Source organism: Acinetobacter sp. CFCC 10889 (assembly GCF_003268395.1).
In the GTDB taxonomy this organism is placed as follows: domain Bacteria; phylum Pseudomonadota; class Gammaproteobacteria; order Pseudomonadales; family Moraxellaceae; genus Acinetobacter.
In genome coordinates, this window is record NZ_LQXQ01000033.1 from 27,307 (window position 1) to 44,088 (window position 16,782).

The 16,782-nt window shown below is 38.8% G+C and carries 13 protein-coding genes; 3 read left to right on the forward strand and 10 right to left on the reverse strand.

The features are described from left to right. Positions 1-416: 416 nt before the first annotated feature. The 8 genes from AVJ19_RS13170 to AVJ19_RS13205 are packed head-to-tail and all read right to left on the reverse strand — an operon-like array spanning position 417 to position 8,178. Positions 417-1,265: a hypothetical protein gene (locus AVJ19_RS13170; RefSeq protein WP_111860138.1), complete on the reverse strand. Its 849-nt coding sequence runs from the start codon at positions 1,263-1,265 to the stop codon at positions 417-419. Positions 1,266-1,278: 13 nt separating this feature from the next. Beyond that, positions 1,279-2,358 (reverse strand): 3-dehydroquinate synthase, encoded by a 1,080-nt coding sequence (aroB, locus tag AVJ19_RS13175; RefSeq protein WP_111860139.1) that lies wholly within the window; start codon positions 2,356-2,358, stop codon positions 1,279-1,281. Between the two features lie 25 nt (positions 2,359-2,383). Continuing rightward, a complete protein-coding gene (aroK, locus tag AVJ19_RS13180; RefSeq protein WP_111860140.1) occupies positions 2,384-2,926 on the reverse strand; it encodes a shikimate kinase AroK in 543 nt (180 codons plus the stop codon). A gap of 36 nt (positions 2,927-2,962) precedes the next feature. Beyond that, on the reverse strand, positions 2,963-5,140 hold the full coding sequence (gene pilQ / locus AVJ19_RS13185; RefSeq protein WP_111860154.1) for a type IV pilus secretin PilQ: 2,178 nt from the start codon (positions 5,138-5,140) through the stop codon (positions 2,963-2,965). A gap of 20 nt (positions 5,141-5,160) precedes the next feature. After that, positions 5,161-5,688 (reverse strand): pilus assembly protein PilP, encoded by a 528-nt coding sequence (locus tag AVJ19_RS13190; protein ID WP_111860141.1) that lies wholly within the window; start codon positions 5,686-5,688, stop codon positions 5,161-5,163. Positions 5,689-5,690: 2 nt separating this feature from the next. Then, positions 5,691-6,491 carry a type 4a pilus biogenesis protein PilO gene (locus tag AVJ19_RS13195; protein WP_111860142.1) on the reverse strand — a complete coding sequence of 267 codons (801 nt, stop codon included), beginning with the start codon at positions 6,489-6,491 and terminating at the stop codon, positions 5,691-5,693. Further along, entirely contained in the window at positions 6,488-7,120 is a 633-nt protein-coding gene (locus AVJ19_RS13200; protein WP_111860143.1) for a PilN domain-containing protein, read from the reverse strand. Before AVJ19_RS13200 ends, AVJ19_RS13195 begins: the two co-directional genes overlap by 4 nt. Then, the gene (locus AVJ19_RS13205; RefSeq protein ID WP_111860144.1) at positions 7,120-8,178 is read right to left on the reverse strand and encodes a pilus assembly protein PilM; all 1,059 of its coding nucleotides are present in this window, start codon (positions 8,176-8,178) and stop codon (positions 7,120-7,122) included. Before AVJ19_RS13205 ends, AVJ19_RS13200 begins: the two co-directional genes overlap by 1 nt. A 162-nt stretch (positions 8,179-8,340) precedes the next feature. Here AVJ19_RS13205 and ponA point away from each other — a divergent pair, with 162 nt between their 5' ends. After that, positions 8,341-10,926 carry a penicillin-binding protein PBP1a gene (gene ponA, locus AVJ19_RS13210; protein WP_111860145.1) on the forward strand — a complete coding sequence of 862 codons (2,586 nt, stop codon included), beginning with the start codon at positions 8,341-8,343 and terminating at the stop codon, positions 10,924-10,926. Positions 10,927-11,203: 277 nt separating this feature from the next. Here ponA and AVJ19_RS13215 read toward each other — a convergent pair whose 3' ends face one another. Then, a complete protein-coding gene (locus AVJ19_RS13215; protein WP_111860146.1) occupies positions 11,204-12,793 on the reverse strand; it encodes a TerC family protein in 1,590 nt (529 codons plus the stop codon). A gap of 357 nt (positions 12,794-13,150) precedes the next feature. On the opposite strand from AVJ19_RS13215, the gene AVJ19_RS13220 reads away from it, so the two are divergent. After that, complete coding sequence (locus tag AVJ19_RS13220; RefSeq protein ID WP_111860147.1) at positions 13,151-13,774, forward strand: TIGR00730 family Rossman fold protein; 624 nt, start codon at positions 13,151-13,153, stop codon at positions 13,772-13,774. A gap of 73 nt (positions 13,775-13,847) precedes the next feature. Here the strand turns inward: AVJ19_RS13220 and AVJ19_RS13225 are convergent, their stop codons facing one another. Continuing rightward, positions 13,848-15,695, reverse strand: coding sequence for a choice-of-anchor I family protein (locus AVJ19_RS13225; RefSeq protein ID WP_111860148.1), 1,848 nt, complete (start codon positions 15,693-15,695; stop codon positions 13,848-13,850). Between the two features lie 181 nt (positions 15,696-15,876). Between AVJ19_RS13225 and AVJ19_RS13230 the strand changes: the two genes are divergently transcribed. Next, a partial coding sequence (locus AVJ19_RS13230; protein ID WP_111860149.1) for an MFS transporter occupies positions 15,877-16,782 on the forward strand: 906 nt, incomplete at its 3' end.

Consider the following 16,782-nt stretch of genomic DNA (forward strand, 5'->3'; position numbering starts at 1 on the left):
GCGTACCCTTCTTTTAACAAAGGCCCATAAGGGCAAAAAATCTAATATCTAAAACCAGTGAAAGTATTGACTAATTTATTAGTCATACACTGTCGGTTCTCTCTACTCCAGTCAGTTTTGAATTAAATTGCAAATAGTTTTTACTTCTCAACTCTGCACTTATTTAAAGCAATATAACTGGCTTCAATCATCAACTGATGCAATCTACTTGCGCCAAAATAGGGACAATTTCATTCACCAGTGCACCAATAAAGCAATAAATATGCCAAAACTTATTTTTATTCACTAATCAACGCAAATCTAATAAAAATAAAGCTTCTATTCAATATTTCTTGTCTACTTCTCTTATACATCATTGCACCATTCTTGTGCAAATGCTTTTATTTCACTCCAAATTCGCTCTATTTTAGTACCTTTTAGTTAAATGGGTCACTAATTTCATGCGTTGTTGGTTTTCTTTCTGTTGTTGGGGTTGATGTTGTAGTAGCAGAAGTACTCGTTGTACGTTTTTGTTCAGTAACTACTGTTTCTCTATTGGTTGTAGCCGATGTTGTTGGTGCTACCACTCTTGTTGTACTAGAAGATGGTGGTACAACAGGTTTAGGCTTTGCTAATAATGACTCATCAATAATCGGCAATGCTGCAGGTTTCAAATTGATATTATATAACTTATTACCACCAAGCATCTCTTCTGAACCTAAATCATTGACCAAACTTGCGTATTGTTCCAAATTAGTCACATGTGGTTGAATTGTATTTGGTAGTTTTAATACTGTTAGTTGTTGTAAGGCTGCTTTGGCTTGATCATCATTTTTATAAACACCATATGCCATTACATATTGTTCTGCCTGATCTTCTGCACTTAAACGAAAATAAATCAAATTCTTACGATCAGCCTGTTTAAGCAAAAAACCACGAATAACATCTTCATTTGATGATCTAAATAATTCTACAATATAATTTTTCTTATTTTCATCAAAAAATTTTGTACCACGAAATTCAGGCTCATGATTCCCTGAAGCAACAACACGTGTCGTCATTTCAAGTGGGCGCACTTCATCCATTAATGCACCAAGATGGGTCGTTGCTGCCACTTTTTCAGGTTGGATTTGCACTTGAGTTTCTTCGATCGGGTTGCTTACTTCAACCAACTCTTTGGTATCAGTGATTGCCCAGAAAATCAGTGCAGCAAGAAAGCACAGCAACCCCATAATTAACCAAATATACTGTTGGATATTCTGCCAATTTGAACGAATTGCTGCCATTGCCTGAACCTTATTATGCTTGGTTAGCGAGAATTGCTTGTTTCATCAACTCTACATCAAAATCTTTGGTAATTACTGCTTGCCCGAGTTGCTTCATCAACACCAAACGCAATTGACCATTTAACACTTTTTTGTCATGTGACATATATGCTAAAAATTCATCAAGTGGAATTTTAGGACATACTATAGGTAATTTGGCACGCTGTATGATTTTTTTTGTACGTTCCAGATCATCGGTACTGAGCCAGCCCATGCGCTGAGACAAATCAGCTGCCATTACCATACCAGTTGCCACAGCTTCGCCATGTAGCCATTCACCATAACCTAAATAAGACTCGATCGCATGACCAAAGGTATGACCTAAATTCAGTAGAGCACGCTCGCCTTGCTCTTTTTCATCATTTGCCACAATACGTGCTTTATGTGCACATGAACGATAAACCGCTTCTGCTAATAAATCAGCATCTTGCGCAAGTAAACCATCAATATGCTGTTCTAGCCATGTTAAAAATTCTGCATCGCCCAACAGTGCATATTTGATCACTTCTGCTAAACCTGCTGACAACTCACGTGGAGGTAAAGTACCAAGTTGTGCCATATCCGCCAAAACCACTTGGGGTTGCTGAAATGCACCAATCATATTTTTACCCAGTGGATGATTAATCCCTGTTTTTCCACCCACGCTTGAATCAACTTGTGACAATAAAGTGGTTGGTACTTGAATAAAATACACACCACGTTGGAAACAGGCAGAAGCAAATCCTGCCATATCACCAATCACTCCACCCCCCAATGCAAGTACTGTTGCATCACGGTTAAAACCATTTTCCAATAAAGCATCAAAAATTAAATTTAAATGCTCAATATTTTTATATTTTTCACCATCAGGCAACACACACGTTGCAACTTTTTTACCTAATTTTTCAATCGAGTGAACATAATGTTCTAAATATAATGCTTGTACAGTGGTATTTGTCACCAACATGACTTGTTGACCTTTAATATAAGGTTCAAGTAATTCTTGAGGATTTAAATGACTGCCAATGAAAATTGGGTAACGACGATCACCAAGTTCAACATGTAAAGTTTGCATGAATATCTATGCCTAACAACCAGTATTAAATAATATCTTTAGAAATAATCATTTGTAAAATGCGCTGTGCTAAATCACGTGCAGCACCTTGATTTGTTTCAATAATATAATGTGCAACTTCTCGATATAAAGGATCACGAATATTAAGGAGGTCTCTAAGTTTTTGCTCTGGATTTTCCACTTGCAATAAAGGACGATTCTTATCTCGATAAGTTCTTTGTAATTGAAGTTCTACAGGGGTATATAAATAAATCACGATACCACGATGTTTTAGATATTCTCGATTGATCGCTTGGGTAACAGCACCACCACCTGTGGCAAGCACTAAATCTTTTTTGGTCGTCAACTCATTAATCACAATGGATTCACGAGCACGAAATCCATGTTCTCCTTCCTTCTCAAAAATCCAAGGAATAGTTGCTCCTGTTTTACGTTCAATCTCATGATCACTGTCAAGAAACTCACGCCCCAACAAGTCTGCTAAATGTCGACCAACAGTTGTTTTTCCTGCTCCCATTGGCCCTACCAAATAGATATTTGGTAGGGTTTCAAACTCTTTGCTTGGCAAGGAGTCACCTATTGAATTGCTTTCATTGAAAGTATATTAATGATTTCTGTTACGACTGTCATTAATAATTCGAGGTGTCACAAAGATTAACAACTCACGTTTGTTTTCAACTTTGGCATCTGTACGGAATAAACGTCCGATATAAGGGATATCACCAAAAAAAGGAACTTTTCTGGTTTGATTCGATGTTTCTTGTTCAAAAATACCACCAAGCACAACAGTCTCACCATTATCTACCAGCACATTGGTATTGATTTCATTTTTATTTAAAATCACTTCACCATTCGGCGCTGTATCACCACGTGAATCACTAGTAATGTTGAGTTGCATTTGAACCTTACCATCAGGGGTAATACTTGGGGTTACATCAAGGCTCAATAATGCATCTTTAAACTCAGTGGTCGCAGTTGAACCAGCAGCCGAGTTCGTTGTTGTAGTATATGGAATTTGTTGACCTGAAGATACTTTGGCTTTTTGTTTATCTGCGGTCATGACTTTTGGTGTGGAAATGACTTCACCATAACCATCTGCTTGTAAAGCAGAAAGCTCAAGATCCAACATAAAATCGGATAAACTGATCAAACCAAACGCAATCTTACCTGCTGCATTAGCAACACCTAAGTCCACATTTAAATTATTACCATTTGTACGATCTATTGTATATTTACCATCATCATCTGGTGTTTTTAAATCCCAAAGTGTTTGGTCACTACCACCAACAAGTAAATCACTATTACGTGTTACACCTTGTGATAAAATACCCCACTTCACACCCATTTCTTTAGAGAAACCTGTAGATGCACGAACAATACGTGCCTCAATCATCACTTGTTTAACAGAAACATCGAGTAAGTCCACCATTTTACGAACTTTATCGATATTGGTTGCAGTATCATTAACAATCAAGGTATTGGTTCGTGTATCTGCAACTACACTGCCACGTGAACTGAGTAAGCTTTCTAAAGCTAAAGAGTCGGTATTCGATCCTCTATCATCAGCCCCCCTATTACCAATATTTTTTCTAGAATCTTCTAGCAACTTTAATACATCCGCTACTTTGGCATAGCTCAACTGAACATATTCTGTTTGAATTGGTGCAAGTTTAATACTTTGTGCAATCGCTTTGGCTTCATCTTCTTCAGATTTAATTAACTCAGGTACAGGTGCGATCCAAATCACATCACCACTGCGACGCTTATCCAAATTTTTCGTTTTAAGAATAATATCAAGTGCTTGATCCCAAGGCACATCCTTTAAACGCAAAGTGATATTACCTTGTACAGAGTCCGCAGCCACCATATTGACTCCTGTGAAATCAGCCAAAAGCTGTAATACACGGCGTACTTCGATGTCTTGGAAATCTAAGGAAATTTTCTTACCTGTATAAGATTGGCTTGATGCTGGTTTGTTTGGACGTGTATCTTCTGGACGTTTCAAACTGACCGTAAGTTTATCCTCAGCCTGATATGCCATATATTCGTAGCTACCCGTTGACTGAATGGTAATGACCCCATTATTACCATCATTATGTGCATCAATCGTTGCCACAGGTGTCGCAAAATCATTCACATTTAAACGGCGAATCAAGTGTGTTGGGATTTTATTACCCAGTACACGTACCACCACTTTACTGCCCTGTTGTTGAACATCTACAGGTGTATTCACACCAGCAAGATTAATACTGACTTGACCTTCGCCTTTATTGCCACGTTGGAAGCCAATATCAGATACGCCCTGAGCTGCTTTTACTGCTGTTGGTGCAAAACTTTCCAATGTAGCTGCTTGATTAGCATTATTTACTTTTAAAATAAAAGTATTGCCTTCTACACGCGTCGTGAAAGTACTTTTATTGTTTAAATTAACAGTTAGGCGTGAACGTTGCGCATCTGAAGCAATATTCACTGAAGATGCCTCAGATGTAGATACAGGAATTGCTGTTTGAGTTAAGCCTTGCTTTGTATCATTAAAATCGAGCACTAATCGTGAAGGTGATTCTAATTGATACGCTTGTGGCTGTGGTGGTAAACCATTAAACATCACACGAATTTCTGTACCTTGTCCTGGCAATTGCATTGGTACTACATTGGTCATTGTCACTTGCGCTGCAACCGCTTGCATCACCGCAATTGATACTGCCGCCATTGAAAATTGACGTAAATAAGTGTTCATAAATATGCCGTCCCCACCCCAAAAATTTTTAATGCTATTTTTCATTTTTATTCCTTCATCCATTCTCAATCTAATTGACCGATCAATACAAGACTACGTGGTCGTTCGATATAACCTTCTCGCCCGTCTGGTACAATCTCTAAAAGATCAATTCGTGTTGGAGTGATTGAAATAATTCGCCCTTGATTCATCCCCAAGTAGTTGCCTGTTTGTACACGCTCTACTTCTTTATCAGGTGTCTGAATTAGACCAACTATTTGTCCTGAGTTTGATTTCATACTGCCTTTAAAACTCAAAGTTTCAAGTGCATAACTTTCTAAAGGCTGCGCTTGTCTTGAGAAGTTTGGATAGACCCGCTTCCCAGACATAATCTTTAACTCGTTTGCCAATGAACTTGGTAAAAAAGGGCTACGTAACTGCTGCGCTGAATAATTAAAGCTTGGTACAGCATCAAATGTCGGTGCTGGTTCTATCGGTTGTGGCGGTTGACTGCGAATCGCTGCCATCTGTTGATTAACAGCGTCAATACGTGAATCACATCCAACCAATAAAGCAACAAGAGAAAGACTGCTGATCAATTTAAATAAATTCATGCTTATTTTCTCCCCTTTGTACTTGTTGTTTGTGAAGAGCTTTTTGAATCAGATGCTGTTGTTGAACCTGTTGCAGCAGGTGTTGCAGCTGTATTAGCATCTTGTGCTGTATTTGTCGCAGCAGTTGTCTCTATATCTGTACCAATATAACGATATGTTTTTGCATTCAAAGCGTAATTCACTAAAGGTACATCAGATTTTGCATCTTTTGCTGCTTCTGCAGTAATTGTGAAATCATGCAAAGTGACGATCCGTGGCAACGCTGCGATACCGCTCACAAAACCACCGAAAGAATGATAATCACCTGTTGCCTCAATTGAAATCGGCTGTTCAATAAAAAACTCTTGCTGAACTTCATTTTCCAATTTGATATTTTTAAACTTCAAACCAGAACTTACACCAGTCACGTTAATATCTTCAACCAAACCAGGTATTTCAGTTTCTTTCGGTAACTGTTCTAACTGCTGTGTGAAATCCATTTGCATTTGTTGCAGTTGCGCTTGGTATTGTTGAAGATTTCTCAGTTTTGAGTCTTTTTCTTTAAATTCATTGAGTAATGTTTGTTCTTGTACGCGTGCTGAATCAATTGCATCAAGCTTTGGCTTGATCACAAGAAAATAACCAACCGCACACACCACGAAAAGAATAAACAGCCAACAGGTAATTTTGACCGATACAGGCCAACTTCCGTAGTTATTTGGATCTAAAGTATTAAATTGTTGAAAAAACTTGTCGACTGACATTTTTTTCTTTTGTGGTGCATCTTTAACTGAATCTATTTTATCAAGTTCTTGACGACTCATTTAGCACCCCCAGCTGCTTGCGCTTGTTCGGCATCAGGTTTAGCTGCTTGTGCAATTTCCCCAATATCGACACTTACAACAAAACTTCCATAAGATTCTTCAGCCCTCGGCACAACCGATGTCGCTGGTTTATTTTTATTTTCTTCTGCTGCCAAGAACGAATTCATGAAAGCATTTCGATACCATTCTGATGCTTCTAAACCACGGAGTAAATCTGCAACAGTATTTGGACTTTCAGCTTTACCCTCAATCGTAAATTTATCACCCGTACGACTAAATTTAGTAATATACATCGCAGGTGGAACAACACGCACCAACTCATCTACTAAACGTACTGTAACAGGGCGTTGACCTTGTAAACCTTGAATCAGTTTCATACGTTCAATAATCGCATTACGTTGTTCTTGCAATCCATCTAACGTCTTTAACTGTGTATCCAAATTTTGGTTAGTGCTTACAACCAATTGATTTGCTTGCTCTTGGTCATCTAATCGTTGATTAAAATACATCCAAGCCAATAATACGACGATCAACCCCAATACAGCGATCCCAATACTAATCGCAACAAATTGCTTTTTTCGTTGTTCTCTTAGTTCTTCACGCCATGGGAGTAAATTAATCTTTGCCATTAATCAAAACTCCTCATTGCTAAGCCACATGCTACCATTAATGAAGGTGCATCATTTTCTATTTTTTTCAAATCAATTTGTGGTGAAAAACCCATTTGTAAGAATGGATTTGCCACAGTGACTCGATAACCCAATTTTTGTTGTAATAATTTCGCAAGTCCAGGAATATTAGCATTACCGCCTGCTAATAAAATATGATCAATTTCATTAAATTGTGACGATGAGAAAAAGAATTGTAAAGATCGTGCTGCTTGTTGCACTACTGCTTCCAAAAATGGAATCAATACTTCTGTTTCATAGTCATCAGGTAATGAACGGTCTTTCTTCGCACGCCCTGCTTCCTCAAACGATAGACCATAACGGCTTTGCACATCTTGGGTGAGTTGTTTACCACCAAAGACTTGCTCACGCGTATAAATAATCTTACCGTTTTGCATCACAGACAGTGTCGTCATGGTATGTCCAATATCTAAGATCCCCACCATATTGGCACCAATAGGTAAAGTATCTGAGAACACTTCAAAAGCCCGCTCCATGCAATAACTTTCTGTGTCTACAACTTTTGCTGTTAAACCTGTGATCTCTAGTACTTCAACACGTGAATCGACATTTTCAGTACGTGTTGCTACAAGTACCACGTTCACCCGATTTGGGTTAGGTAACTTATCAGGTAAAACTTCAAAGTCCAGACTGACTTCATCCAATGGAAATGGAATGTACTGCTCTGCGTCCATACGAATTTGAACTTCACGCTCTTCATCGTTCATGTCCGCATCCATTTCGATGACTTTTTGAATCACCATAGAGTTAGTCACTGCGACAGCCGCATTCATGGATTGAGGATTAGCAATATTCATCGCACGCTCTAAAGCATCCGATACTGCCTCTGGATTAAGAATATTCTTCTCAACCACGCTTCCGTCTAACAATGGACTCAGTCCATAGCTTTCCACCCAATAACGACCGTTCTTAACAGAGAGTTCTAATATCTTTACAGAGGTTGAACTGATATCCACCCCTATAAGCCCCTTAACTTGCTTACGACTTATTCTAAGCACGATAGAATTCCTATTATTTTTATCCCCAAAAAACGTCACAAACTGATTGCAATTGGTCTAAAATTTTTATAGATACAATAAGTCATCTAACAATCTGCTAAACGAAAAGCTATACTGACCATCAATTAGTTTGCTATTAGCTCTTATTAAAACTTACTTGTTATGAAAAAGCTATCTCGATCAGGGTATGTTCATCCATTTTTTTTGCTGATTATCATTATTTTAATAGCAATCCCGATGGGTTTTTATGGAATGTACCTTTACATTGCACCATCTTTACCAGAAATGAGCTCCTTAAAAAAGGCGCCATTACTTAAACCTATGCAGGTATATACTGCTGATAATCAATTAATTGCTGAATATGGTGGCAAGCTTTCCGTACCTGTTGAGTACAACCAAATTCCGAAAAACTTTATCCATGCGTTCCTCGCTGCTGAAGATTCATCTTTTTTTGAACATAGCGGTGTAAGTTTTAAAGGTTTGGGGCGTGCTGTCAGTGAATCTGTCACTGGGGGAGCACAAACTGGGGGATCGACCATCACCATGCAGGTGGCGAAAAATTATTATTTATCCCCTGAACGTACCTTAAAGCGGAAATTAACAGAAGTTTTCTTAGCACGAAAAATTGAGCAAAATTTATCCAAAGAAGAAATTATGACACTTTATGTCAATAAAATTTTCTTAGGTAAAAATGCTTATGGCATCGCAGCAGCTGCAAAAATTTATTATGACAAGCGCTTAGACCAACTCAGCATTGCGCAAATGGCGATGATTGCTGGTTTGCCAAAAGCACCTTCAAAATACAATCCTGTTGCAAATCCTGAACGTGCTTTAGAACGCCGTAACTGGATTTTAGGGCGTATGTTACAACTCGGCTATATCAATCAAGCACAATACAACAAAGCTGTGGCTGAGCCCGTAAGTTTGAGCATGCCTGATCGTGGTATTAACAATAAATTTCCCTATGTTGGTGAAATGGTTCGCTCTGAGCTTGTAGAAAAATTTGGTGATCTTGCAGTAGATTCAGGTTATAAGGTCTACACCACGATTGATAGTAAACGTCAGCAATATGCTGAAGATGCTGTGCAAAAAGGCTTAGAGGACTATGACCGTCGTCATGGTTGGCGTGGTCCTGAAGCACATGACAAACCACTCAATGAATTTTTACCTTATGCCAACACCTATCCTGCTGAGGTGGTCAAAGTCTATGCCAATAGCTTTGATGCCTTAATGCAAGATGGTTCTAAAGTCACTGTACCTTGGTCTGGTATGTCATGGGTACGTCCATATCGTAATGCCAATAGTGTCGGCGGTGGTTATAGCCGTGCATCACAAATTGTCAAAGTGAAAGATATTATCCGTTTAAGACCGAATGAAGAAAAAACTGCATGGGCATTGGTTCAAGTGCCAAAAGTTCAGGGACAATTGATTGCCATTAATCCAAATGATGGGGCGATTGAAGCTGTTGTTGGTGGTTATAACTTCTATCAATCCAAATTTAACCGTGCTTTACAAGGCTGGCGTCAACCGGGTTCAACCATTAAACCATTTATCTATGCTTTAGCACTTGAACGTGGTATGACCCCATATAGTATGGTCAATGATAATCCGATTACTATCGGACGTTGGACACCGAAAAACTCTGATGGTCGTTATTTAGGGATGATCCCATTACGTCGAGCATTGTATTTATCTCGAAATACTGTATCTGTCCGTCTATTACAAAGTGTTGGTGTCGAACGTGCTCGTCAATTGTTGATGGACTTTGGTTTACAAGAAGATCAAATTCCACGTAACTTCACGATTGCACTAGGTACACCACAGGTACTTCCTGTACAAATGGCGACAGGCTATGCAGCTATTGCCAATGGTGGTTATCGTGTGCAACCCCATTTTATCAGTCGTATTGAAGATGCGTATGGTAAAACCATCTATGAGGCAAAACCTGAATATGCATGTATTTCTTGTATCAATGAAAAAGATGTAGAAGTCGATGCAGAAGCAACCACGCCAGATGATGAAGTCATTGAAATGACCAATCAAAGCTTAGATGAACAAGCTAAAACACCACAGCAAAAAGAACTGAGCAAAGAAGAGCAAAGCCAATATCGCCAAGCACAACGCATTTTAAAATCACAATCTGCTTATGATATGGCAAATATTTTACGTGATGTCATCGTGCACGGTACTGGTCGTGCAGCATTGAAAATTGGTCGTAGTGATATTGGTGGTAAAACAGGTACAACCAATGATGCTAAAGATGCATGGTTTGCAGGCTTTAATGGTAAGTTAGTAACGATCGCATGGGTAGGTTTCGATAAGCCATCTACTCTAGGTCGCCGTGAATATGGTGGAATCGCAGCATTACCAATTTGGAGTAACTTTATGGGTAAAGCCCTTGAAGGTACGCCATCAGCTTGGGTGCATTTAGATAAAGATGCTAAAGATCCAATTTCTAGAGAGCAACGTGGTCATCTTGCAAGTGAAGATAACACGCAAGCGAAGAAAGATGAATATCGTACATCTCCACCTCTTGCACGCCCGATTTATCGTCCTACACCTGTTGCACCGACACATAATCCATCAAATGACTTTGATGATCTACCGGGTGAAAATAATGATGTAGAACGTGTGCTTACACCTACTCGTCAAGCACCACCTGCAATGAATACCCCACGTCCTCAAAACCCTACACCTCGTCAAGAATCTCATGATTCTTTAGAGAACCTGATTAACGAAGTGCAATAAACTTCTCTAAGTTGGTGTAAAAAAGAGCGTATTCAATATACGCTCTTTTTTATTATTCAAAATAAATGGGAAATTGCATGACTAAAGAAGTATCTGCGAATACACAAAAATGAGTATGTACTTCAATCTATCTATTTTTGCCAATCATTCTTTTTAAGGAAAGCTGATTTACCGTAGCATCACAAGCAAATCTAAGCTTCGAATATCTCCCATTTTCAAACAAAAAATAAGCTGCACGAAGCAGTTTATTAAATAGAACATGGTTTAAAAGTTTTGATCAATCATCATCTTGTGACTTTTCCAATGCCACAATATGAACTTTATCAATCTTATGCCCATCCATCGTAACGACTTCAAACATATATCCATCGGCTTCAAACTTTACGCCACTTTCAGGCAAACGCCCCAAGTGAAATAAGATATAACCTGAAAGAGTTGAATATTGTTCCGACTCATCGACCAAATCACGCCCTAAAAGCAAAGACACATGGCGTATATCTGTTGAACCATCTAACATCAGTGAACCATCTTCCAAGCTTTCGGCTGCGGCTTCTAATTCATCTTCATCAGGAAACTCGCCTGCAATGGCTTCCAATACATCAATGGGTGTCGCAATCCCTTCGATAGAGCCATATTCATTCAGTACGATCGCCATTTGTAAAGGTGCTTGACGTAATTGCTCCATCACCATCAAGACTTGTGCATTTTCATGCACAATCACAGGCTCACGTAGATGTTTTTCAAAATCTAAAATTCCTGTTTCAATATAGTCGTTCAATACTTTATGTGTAGGAACAATCCCAGCAATATTATCCAGTTCACCATGTGCCAAGATCAAACGAGAATGTGCCATTGACATTAAATTTTCTTTAATACTGGCTTCATCATCATCCAAATCTAACCATTCCAACTCTGGGCGTGGTGTCATTACGGATTTAACAGGACGTTCAGACAAACCTAAAACACCTTGTACCATCACACTATGATAGGCACTATTTTCCGAGTCAAAAATCTCATCAGCTAAGGCTTGTGTTGCCAAAACATCTTCAGGTTTATTATTTTGACCATCCGCATTTGCTATACTTTTCCCACCAAGCATACGCATCACTGCTGAAGCAGTACGGAAACGTAAATCTGTGGTAGTCACCGTTTTTTCTTGGTTTTTACGCATAGTTTGGTTAAAGAACTCAATCATGACCGAGAAACCAATCGCTGCGTATAAATAACCTTTTGGAATGTGATAACCAAAACCTTCCACGATGAGCGAAAAACCAATCATCATTAAGAAACACAGGCATAAAATCACGATAGTTGGATGTTTACCCACAAACTCCATCAAAGGTTTTGATGCCCATAGCATGATTCCTACAGCAATCACTACAGCAATCATCATCACTGAGAGTTCTTTCACCATTCCCACAGCGGTGATCACACTATCGAGTGAAAACACCGCATCAAGTACCACGATCTGAACGATTACCATCCAGAAAGCAGCGTGTACAGGATTTTCCTCTTTGATTGGTCCATGTCCTTCCAACTGTTCACGCAGCTCCATTGTGCCTTTAAACAAGAGGAATACACCACCAAACAACAGGATCAAATCACGCCCTGAAAATGGATGTTCTAAAATATGGAATAGCGGCTTAGTCAGCGTAATCACCCACGCTATAGATGCTAATAGCACCATTCGCATACAGAGTGCGAGCATTAATCCTAAAATACGTGCTTTATTACGCTGTTCTGGTGGTAATTTTTCCGCAAGAATAGCGATAAAAACAAGGTTATCAATACCAAGAACGATTTCGAGGACCACAAGCGTTGCTAATCCCACCCATGCGGAAGGATCAGACATCCATTCTAAAATCATGACTGCACCTCTCTAATGCAAAGTGGCATTATGCTTTTGAATAAAATGCAGTTTAGATTCAAGTGATGGAATGCTTTTGTTATATGAGAAGAATATGTATTTTCGGAGCGATGACAACCACTACCCATGTTGATTCATTTGTTTGTTGTAAAACAGATGTCAATTATATCAAGACTCATTAGGAATTCATCTTTTTTTTCACAATCGCTATAAATCACTTTCCACGCAAGTAAATTCAACACAGAGCATTACAAAACATTGCAAACAAAACACAACTTCATGCAACCTTGTCATATTTATGCCGTAGAATCATAATGAAAAATAAAGATTTAAGATGATGAAGGTGAAAAATAATTTATGAATAATGCATTAATCAACCCACTTGATCCAACACTCTCCACTGAAAATAAAGCAACACAGGTTTTAATCGCTCTTTATTGTGGCTCACGTTTTGGCAATAACCCGATTTATAAAGAAAAAGCCATCCATCTAGCACAAGGTATTGCAGAACATGGTTTTGGTATTGTGTATGGTGGTGCAAGTATTGGTTTAATGGGACAAGTCGCAGATACTGTTACGGAACATGGTGGTGAAGTCGTTGGTGTGATTCCAGAGTTCATGTTGGACTATGAAGTTGCTCATAAAAATTTAACTGAATTACACATTGTGGAAAATATGCACTCTCGAAAAGCCATGATGGCAGAACGTGCCAGTGCTTTTGTTGCCCTACCAGGTGGTTTAGGTACATTTGAGGAAATACTTGAAGTTGCCACTTGGGGACAGCTCAATCAACACCAAAAACCAATGATGCTATATAACGTGAATGGTTTTTACAATCATATGATTGCACAGCTTGATCATGCGGTTCAGGAAGGTTTTTTACCACCACAGCATCGTGCAAAATTGATCGTTTGTGAAACTGAAGATGAAATTTTTTCTGCGATTCGTAATTTACAAACACCAAAAAAATTTGTGATCTAAACCAAATTTTTACGCATAAAAAATCGAGCTAAAGCTCGATTTTTTAATTTTACATATCAATATTTTGAGCAATTTACTTTAAATTAATCTGATAGACTGCAGTTGAACCACTAACTTCATTCCCCACAATTAACATCGGTTTAGCATTAGGTGAGTCTTTCGCTGCCACAAAAGTTAAGCCTTCAGGACCCAAATCTGCTTTTTCAATCAAAATCTGCTGACCTTTCTTGTCCAAAATCGGCTGACCTTTACTGTCTGTTAAAACTTGATCTTGTTTAAAGTTACGATCATTAAAATATTGTACGAACATCGGTTTTTGCGGATTGCTAATATCATAAACCATAATGCCACTTTGACGTTCTAAACCAATAAATACAAAGGTCTTTTTGCCAATTTTACCAACAGTCAAACCTTCAGGTTCAGGACCTTTATTGTCACTACGGTCATCAAATGCCACAACCGCATGATCAGTATTAAAATAGTTCGGAAACAGTTCTGCCACTTTACGCTCCAACTCACTGCCCGAATCCCAAATCAATTTACCCTGTGCATCCCAAATACTGAATGAACGTGTCCCATAAGCATAAAGCTTGTTATATGTCAGTAAACCATTGGCATCCAGTTTAGGAGAACCATCAGCATTGATCTCATAACCCATATTCCATGCAATATTTAAGCGCCCTAATTGCTCATCATCACGACATTGACCCGCTTCAGTTGCCGTTGCACCACAATACGCAAAGACCGTTGGATCAAGTTTTGCACCTTTTGCACCGATGACAATTTGTTGTAAATGTGCAGGATAGTCACCCTCTGCATTGAAACCTTTTTTATTAAATAAATGTTTCATGCGAATGGATTCAACATAGCCTTTGCTTGCATCTCCTGCAAAATAAGCAGTTTCATCTGCCAACCATTCACGTGAATCACCCTCATTGGCTGTGACTAAATACGTTGAACCATTGGCTTGATAATGTGAAATTGCATCAGGCTGATACATGCCCTGCACACCTTGCCATGCCTGAATATTGATTTTCTTATCTTTATCACTGACATCCAGAGCATTAGCTGCAAGTCCATGATCTTTAAAACCAAGTGGATAAATATCTGTGACCTTTTTACTTGTAATGTCAATTTTGGCAATCGCATTATTTTCTTGTAAAGTTACCCAAGCAGTTTTGCCATCATCACTCATCGTAATGTATTCAGGTTCTAGGTCTTGCGCAACCGTTGCATTTGGTCCAAAAATACGCACACCTGACTGGATCAATTCCGTCTTTTTACTATTCCACGCTTTAAAATCAGCAATCGTTGCAATAGGTTGATTAATATTTGTCAGGTCAATAATACTGATTGAACCTTCTGGATCGATACTATAGTCATCATTGGGTTCAGCTTCATTTGCCACCAAAACTGTTTTTCCATCAGGGCTAAATGTCAACATATCAGGCAATGCACCCACATTGACTTTACTAATAAATTTCAAATCTTTGGCACTAAAAAATGCCACAATACCTGTATCAGTTTTCTTTTCAGCTTGCACAGCAAGTGCCACAATACCATTTTTCACAGACACAGAATTAACTTCTGAGTTTGCTAAATGCTCACGTGCAGACAATTCACCAATATGTATAGGCTTTTCAGGATTTGAAGCATCCAATACATCAATCACACCTTTTTTGGCATTCACAACAAAAATCCGTTTTGAAGCAGCATCATAAGCAGGAATTTCTGCTGCACTCTCTTCAAACACACCTGTTTCATAACTGCCTAAACGGCTTAAACTAATCGTTGTAGGGGTTACTTCCTCTACAACAGGTGGCTGAGTATTATTGTCATTGTGCTTGTCGTTATCATCATTACATGCCATGAGCCCCATCGAAAGCATTGCGAAACACAGTGCTGAAATCTTAAATTTCATTCAAATTTTCCATTTTTGTTGAGTTTAAATTTTGAGTAATTTATGCAACTTGAATGAAATTTTTATGACAGCCTAGTGACAAAATAATTGCAGTTTATTGACCAAAAAACAAAACATGCTTTCTACAGATTTCACATCAGCTTTACTTTAGAATATTGAAAAATCCAAATTTTGCAGAGCTATGACCGCCACGCCATCGCATCAAAAATTACAGCCTGAGTTTTACCTATTGGTCTTTTTGGTGTCCATCGACTTTTTCATGCAAGGTTTGGACACTACGATTATTAACACTGCACTGCCCTCTATGGCAGAAAGTTTGCAGGAAAATCCCTTACGTATGCATGGGGTGGTCATCAGCTATGTATTGTCGGTTGCAGCCTGTATTCCGCTCAGTGGTTGGCTCGCAGATCGTTTTGGGGTACGCAATACTTTCTTTGCTGCGATTGTGATTTTTACCCTCGCCTCTCTTGGCTGTGCATTTTCCAATGATTTTAATGTCTTAATTGCCTTTCGAGTACTGCAAGGTATTGGTGGTGCATTGCTGTTGCCTGTCGGGCGCTTGGCAATGTTGCGGATTATTCCCCGTGAGCAGTTTTTATCTGCCATGAGTTTAATGAGTTTGGCAGGTTTAATGGGACCACTGATGGGACCGACTTTAGGGGGTTGGTTGGTCGAATTTGCGTCTTGGCATTGGATTTTTCTGATCAATTTACCCATTGGGCTGTTGGGCATGTTTGTGACCTTTAGAGCCATGCCGAATGCCACCGAACCTTCAGTGAAGAAATTTGACTTGAGTGGCTTTGTTTTATTGGTCATTGCGATGGTGGGTATGGCTTTGGGCATTGAAAATATCGCAAGTCGTGAAGTGTCAAAAAGTTTCAGTCTTGCTTTATTGATCACAGGTTTGCTCGCTGCACTGATCTATGCTTATCATGCACATACCCATCAAAATGCGTTATTTCGCAGTAAATTATTTAAAAATAAAATCTATGCCATTGGGATTTTGGGCAATTTTTTTGCACGTTTTGGCAGTAATGCGATTCCGTTTATTTTACCGTTAATGTTGCAAGTTGCGTTTAAAATGGGG

What these genes read in the sequence shown, in the direction of transcription:
- AVJ19_RS13170 (WP_111860138.1), bottom strand. Translation starts at nt 1,265, where the DNA reads ATGGCAGCAATTCGTTCAAATTGGCAGAATATCCAACAGTATATTTGG.
- AVJ19_RS13215 (WP_111860146.1), bottom strand. Translation starts at nt 12,793, where the DNA reads ATGATTTTAGAATGGATGTCTGATCCTTCCGCATGGGTGGGATTAGCA.
- AVJ19_RS13225 (WP_111860148.1), bottom strand. Translation starts at nt 15,695, where the DNA reads ATGAAATTTAAGATTTCAGCACTGTGTTTCGCAATGCTTTCGATGGGG.
- AVJ19_RS13220 (WP_111860147.1), top strand. Translation starts at nt 13,151, where the DNA reads ATGAATAATGCATTAATCAACCCACTTGATCCAACACTCTCCACTGAA.
- AVJ19_RS13190 (WP_111860141.1), bottom strand. Translation starts at nt 5,688, where the DNA reads ATGAATTTATTTAAATTGATCAGCAGTCTTTCTCTTGTTGCTTTATTG.
- pilQ (WP_111860154.1), bottom strand. Translation starts at nt 5,140, where the DNA reads ATGAAAAATAGCATTAAAAATTTTTGGGGTGGGGACGGCATATTTATG.
- ponA (WP_111860145.1), top strand. Translation starts at nt 8,341, where the DNA reads ATGAAAAAGCTATCTCGATCAGGGTATGTTCATCCATTTTTTTTGCTG.
- AVJ19_RS13195 (WP_111860142.1), bottom strand. Translation starts at nt 6,491, where the DNA reads ATGAGTCGTCAAGAACTTGATAAAATAGATTCAGTTAAAGATGCACCA.
- AVJ19_RS13200 (WP_111860143.1), bottom strand. Translation starts at nt 7,120, where the DNA reads ATGGCAAAGATTAATTTACTCCCATGGCGTGAAGAACTAAGAGAACAA.
- aroB (WP_111860139.1), bottom strand. Translation starts at nt 2,358, where the DNA reads ATGCAAACTTTACATGTTGAACTTGGTGATCGTCGTTACCCAATTTTC.